This window comes from Methanomethylovorans sp., assembly GCF_050177135.1.
Classification (GTDB): domain Archaea; phylum Halobacteriota; class Methanosarcinia; order Methanosarcinales; family Methanosarcinaceae; genus Methanomethylovorans.
In genome coordinates, this window is sequence record NZ_JBFXHJ010000153.1 from 1 (window position 1) to 4833 (window position 4833).

7 protein-coding genes are annotated in these 4833 nt (G+C 46.2%); all 7 read right to left on the minus strand.

Annotated elements, in window-relative coordinates; translation table 11 throughout:
• A partial coding sequence (gene nuoL, locus AB7U21_RS10300; protein ID WP_428388818.1) for an NADH-quinone oxidoreductase subunit L occupies positions 1-1498 on the minus strand: 1498 nt, incomplete at its 3' end.
• A gap of 2 nt (positions 1499-1500) precedes the next feature.
• Complete coding sequence (gene fpoK / locus AB7U21_RS10305) at positions 1501-1803, minus strand: F420H2 dehydrogenase subunit FpoK (protein WP_428388820.1); 303 nt, start codon at positions 1801-1803, stop codon at positions 1501-1503.
• Positions 1800-2078, minus strand: a complete 279-nt coding sequence (gene fpoJ, locus AB7U21_RS10310; RefSeq protein WP_428388822.1) for a F420H2 dehydrogenase subunit FpoJ — start codon at positions 2076-2078, stop codon at positions 1800-1802. The genes fpoK and fpoJ overlap by 4 nt, the downstream gene beginning before the upstream one ends.
• 13 nt (positions 2079-2091) lie before the next feature.
• Positions 2092-2379: an NADH-quinone oxidoreductase subunit J gene (locus AB7U21_RS10315; protein ID WP_428388824.1), complete on the minus strand. Its 288-nt coding sequence runs from the start codon at positions 2377-2379 to the stop codon at positions 2092-2094.
• The gene (fpoI, locus tag AB7U21_RS10320) at positions 2364-2807 is read right to left on the minus strand and encodes a F420H2 dehydrogenase subunit FpoI (protein WP_428388826.1); all 444 of its coding nucleotides are present in this window, start codon (positions 2805-2807) and stop codon (positions 2364-2366) included. Before fpoI ends, AB7U21_RS10315 begins: the two co-directional genes overlap by 16 nt.
• 4 nt (positions 2808-2811) lie before the next feature.
• Positions 2812-3837: a F420H2 dehydrogenase subunit FpoH gene (fpoH, locus tag AB7U21_RS10325; protein WP_428388831.1), complete on the minus strand. Its 1026-nt coding sequence runs from the start codon at positions 3835-3837 to the stop codon at positions 2812-2814.
• Positions 3838-3842: 5 nt separating this feature from the next.
• Positions 3843-4833 (minus strand): F420H2 dehydrogenase subunit FpoD (fpoD, locus tag AB7U21_RS10330; RefSeq protein WP_428388829.1); only part of this gene is annotated, 991 nt, incomplete at its 5' end.

Here is a 4833-nt window from a genome sequence, read left to right on the forward strand (position 1 = left end):
CACCGAATACAAGTGCCAGAACACCCAATATCATTAGGGGAACGGTCATCACGGATGGAGATTCGTGCCCTTTATAATTGGTCCTTGGCTTACCTGTAAAGGTCATGAAGATCAATCTGAATATATAGATAGATGTGAGCAAAGCAGCCACTATCGAGAATACATAGGGCAACCAGTTTTCTGTGGACTCACCGAAAAGATATGCTGCTTCGATTATTGGATCCTTACTGAAGAAGCCACTTACACCGATGGAAGTGCCCGGGATACCGAAACCTGCCAGAGCCAGTGACGCGATCAGCATGGTCGCAAATGTTATAGGCATGACTTTTCTCACGCCACCCATCTGTCTTATATCCTGAGTTCCAACTGCGTGGATCACACTTCCGGCACACAGGAAAAGAAGTGCCTTGAAGAATGCGTGGTTGATTAGGTGGAACAGTGAATCTCCAACTGCGGTTACTCCGATGACTGCACCCATTCCAAGTCCGAGCATCATATATCCAAGCTGACTGATAGTGGAAAAAGCCAGAACACGCTTGATATCGTTCATAACGAGTCCCATGGTAGCCGCAAACAGAGCAGTGAAGGCTCCAAGATATGCAACTACGAGCAATGAATAAGGAGCTGCAAGGAACATGGGGAATGTCCTTGCAACCAGGTATACACCGGCTGTAACCATTGTTGCCGCATGGATGAGAGCAGAAACGGTAGTCGGACCTTCCATTGCATCCGGCAGCCACACATGCAGAGGGAACTGACCGGATTTACCTACGGCGCCTCCGAAGAAGAGCAGAGTGATAATGGTCAGATGACTTACCTCAAATCCGAAGATCTGTGTGTTTAGGGCTGCTATTTCAGGTATATGAGTGAAGATCTCATCGAACCTTAGAACATATACGCCTTCAGGGATGGAACCGTTGAGTATCCTGAAGATGTCGGCAAATAGCAGGATGATACCTGCAAGGAACATCACGTCACCAACCCTTGTGGTCAGGAAAGCCTTTTTGGCTGCAGAAGCGGCTGATGGTTTTTCGAACCAGAAGCCAATGAGCAGGTAAGAACACAGGCCCACGAGTTCCCAGCATATGAAGAACTGAAGGATATTGTCAGAAAGGACCACTCCGAGCATTGCAGCTGTGAAGAGGGCTGTCTCTGCAAAGTATCTGGGCTGAGCTTTGTCATGGGACATGTAGCCAACAGCATAGATGTGGATAAGCAAACTGACAAAGGAAACCATGGACAGCATCACAGCAGCCAGGGGATCAATAAGTACACCCACATTGAGTATGGCAAACCAGTCGTACGACTGAGAAATAACCTGCTCGGGGTTCTGCAACAGGTTCAGTGTGATCATCAATGAGATCACGAAAGAGGTAAAGATAGCAATAATGGGGATGATGGCTCCGCCATTTGGAAGCTTCTTACCCAGGAAGAACGTGAGCACGAAAGCAAGTGCCGGCAGTACAGGTATTAAAAATGCCATGTCTTCTATCGCCATTTTTACCACCTCAATACATTGATCTTGTCAAGATCGATCATATCCCTCACTCTATAGATGGACATCAGGATCGCAAAACCAATGGCCGTCTCAGCTGCTGCAAGAGCAATGGAATACAAAGCAAACACCTGCCCCGTAAGGTCTGCATTATAGCTTGAGAATGCCACCAGGTTGATGTTGGCGGCGTTCAGCATCAGCTCCACGCACATAAGCATCCTGATACCACTTCTCTGGGTCATGAACCCAAAGAGACCTATTGAGAATATGATAGCTGAAAGTGCAAGATAATAAAATAATGGTATCATTCGGTACCATCTCCTTTTGCCATGTAGATAGCTCCCATAAGGGTAGCCAGCAATACAATAGAAAGTATTTCAAACGGTATAACAAAGTCAGTAAATATCAACATACCTATTCCCTGAATGTTACTCTGGTCCATAGGGTTCTGCGGGATCTGGTCCACAGGGTTCCAGTTGGTAAAGCCTATTGATATGATAACTATTGCAAGGAAAAGAATAGCTACTATCATACCTGCTATACGCGGTCTGAAGAACTTATACACTGAAGTCAGGATCTGCATAATAGTAAAATGTTTATTCAGCATCCTTATCACTTCCAAAATCCTTTTTCGTGAGCATGACCGCGAACAGTATCAGTACACCGATAGCTCCCACGTACACCAGTACCTGAATGACCCCAAGGAACTGGGCATTCAGTAGTATGTACAAACCTGCTACGACGAACATGACCACTATCAGGGACAATGCAGACCTGACTATATCCTTCGCTGTGACCACTATCAGGGCGAAAGATATGGATAACAGGGCCATTACAGCAAATACCATTATTTCCAGAACATCTGCAATTATTGAGGTGTCCATCTGCTTACCTCCTCACCAGCTTCTTTTTCAGCGTTTATGTCAACCTCTCTTGCCAGCATGTCCGGCGTAAAGAGAAGATCATTGTGCTCCCATCTAATGACACCTGTCAGGTATACCTTAGTGCTTGAAAGAGCTCCTTTAGGACACTGGTCTATACACAGCCCGCAGAACAGGCAATGTCCGACATCGATAGATGGGAACCATCTCTTCTTGCTGCTGTCGGGACCGATCCTGGCCTTGATGATCTTGATCGCGTTGTTAGGACAGGTGTTAGCACATATCCCGCAACCTATACACTTGCTTTTATCCAGCTTTTGAAGACCCCTGAACCTATCGGCAAGCCTGGTGGGCTCTTCCGGACACATCCTGGTTACCGGGGGCTTGAAATAAATATGATTTAATGCCTTTTTGATATTTTTTAGAACCATATTGTCACACTCCCAGCAGGGCCAGTAATATGACCCATCCCAGATTCAGCAAAGACAGGGGCAATAGCCTCTTCCAGCTCAGGTCGACTACCTGGTCGATCCTGAACCTTGGAACAGCCCATCTGATCATTATGATCGCCAACATCACTATGGCTACCTTGCCCAGGAAGAAAGCTGTGGGCAGGATGATCCCAAGGAGCATGTTAGAAGTAAGCATTTCAGGCAGGTTCCATCCACCCAGGAACAGCAGGACCACAAGCATGGACCCAAGTATCAGGTGAATATATTCTGCAAAGAAACCAAGACCAAAACGCATACCCGTGTATTCTGTGATCCACCCGGCAATGAGCTCTTCCTCAGATTCGTTCTGGTCAAAAGGCAGCCGGCCCATATCTGCCATGAGAGCTATAAAGAACACTATGAACCCAAGGGGCTGCATGATAATGAACCACAGTGGACTTTGAGCCTGTGCAATGTCTACAATATTCAAAGATCCGGCCATTATAGCGACACTTACAACACAGATCCCAAGGGGAACCTCATAACCGATCATACGTGCGAAGTTCCTGAATGCACCAAGCAGGGAATACTTGTTGTTTGAACTGTAGGCTATCATAAAAATACCAATTACAGAAACAGCGGACACAGCCTCAATGTAAAGAATACTTATATCCATATCAGTAGCAGCTATAGGATACGTATTACCGTTTATGATCACAGCGCCGAAAGGAATAGCCACAAGCATCAGGAAAACAGATCCCATGAGGACGATAGGTGCAAAGACAAAGAGGAACTTATCAGCATTAGCAGGTATAATATCTTCCTTTGTGAACAATTTTATTGCATCTGCTACAAGCTGAAAAATTCCATGGGGACCGACCCTGTTGGGACCATGACGCTGCTGAATGTCAGCTGATAATTTACGCTCGAACCAAACAGCTATCATTGCACCCATGAATATAGCACCCATAAGGCAAAGTCCCAGAATACCGCGTATCCAGGGATTGAAAAGAATTTCTGGTATTTCCATCATGATCACCTGTCAACCTCACTTGTACATGTGTCCATGCTTCCGGCAATTGCCACAATATCAGCAACTGGCACTCCTTTCAGAAGTGGAGGTAATGCCTGCAATGTAGGATATACAGGTCCTCTTATCTTCACACGATACGGTTTATCAGAACCGTCAGAAACCATGTAGAATCCCATTTCACCTCTTGGGTCCTCCACGCGGTGGAACACTTCTCCGGCAGGTATCCTCATGACCGGGGATCTGCGTCCATAGGCAGTTCCTTCCGGGAATATAGGTCCCTTAGGCATCTGGTCAAGGCACTGCTCGATTATGTACATGCTTTCACGCATCTCATCAAGGCGCACCTGCACCCTGGCGAACACATCCCCTGCCGTCTGGGTACATACTTTGAAATCCAGGTACTTGTAAACAAGATAAGGTTCATCCTTACGGATATCAAAGGCAACTCCAGTTGCACGCAGCGGAGGACCGGATACTCCGATATCCTTCGCAACCTCTGCAGTAAGCGTACCAATACCCACGGTCCTTGCTTTATAAATGGAATCTGTGCTGAACAGCTCCTCATAATTGTCAATGGCCTTTCTCAGATTTCCAAAGACATACTTTACATCTTCCTTGAAACCTTCCGGAAGATCGTCCTTTACACCACCAAAACGCAGGAAAGAATGTGTGATACGTGCTCCTGTAACAGAGTCCATAACGCTCATAAGATCTTCCCTTTCCTTGATGGTGTACATGAACATGCTCACAAAACCAACAAAGGAAGCATATTCTCCCATTCCCAGCAAATGGCTCTGTATCCTGGAAAGTTCTTCCATTATCACACGAATATACTGTGCCCTTTCTGGTACTTCGATATCTGCGAGCTTTTCCACACAACCAACATAGGCTTCTTCGTTGGTCAGAGCAGCAAGATAGCATATCCTGTCCACGATGGTTATACCCTGCAGGTCTGTCTTGTTCTCAAGTATCTTCTCGATCCCTTTGTGGATC

Bases quoted from the DNA above. Each gene is read 5' to 3' on its own strand.
- fpoK (WP_428388820.1), bottom strand. From the start codon at position 1,803: ATGATACCATTATTTTATTATCTTGCACTTTCAGCTATCATATTCTCA.
- fpoJ (WP_428388822.1), bottom strand. From the start codon at position 2,078: ATGCAGATCCTGACTTCAGTGTATAAGTTCTTCAGACCGCGTATAGCA.
- fpoI (WP_428388826.1), bottom strand. From the start codon at position 2,807: ATGGTTCTAAAAAATATCAAAAAGGCATTAAATCATATTTATTTCAAG.
- fpoH (WP_428388831.1), bottom strand. From the start codon at position 3,837: ATGGAAATACCAGAAATTCTTTTCAATCCCTGGATACGCGGTATTCTG.
- AB7U21_RS10315 (WP_428388824.1), bottom strand. From the start codon at position 2,379: ATGGACACCTCAATAATTGCAGATGTTCTGGAAATAATGGTATTTGCT.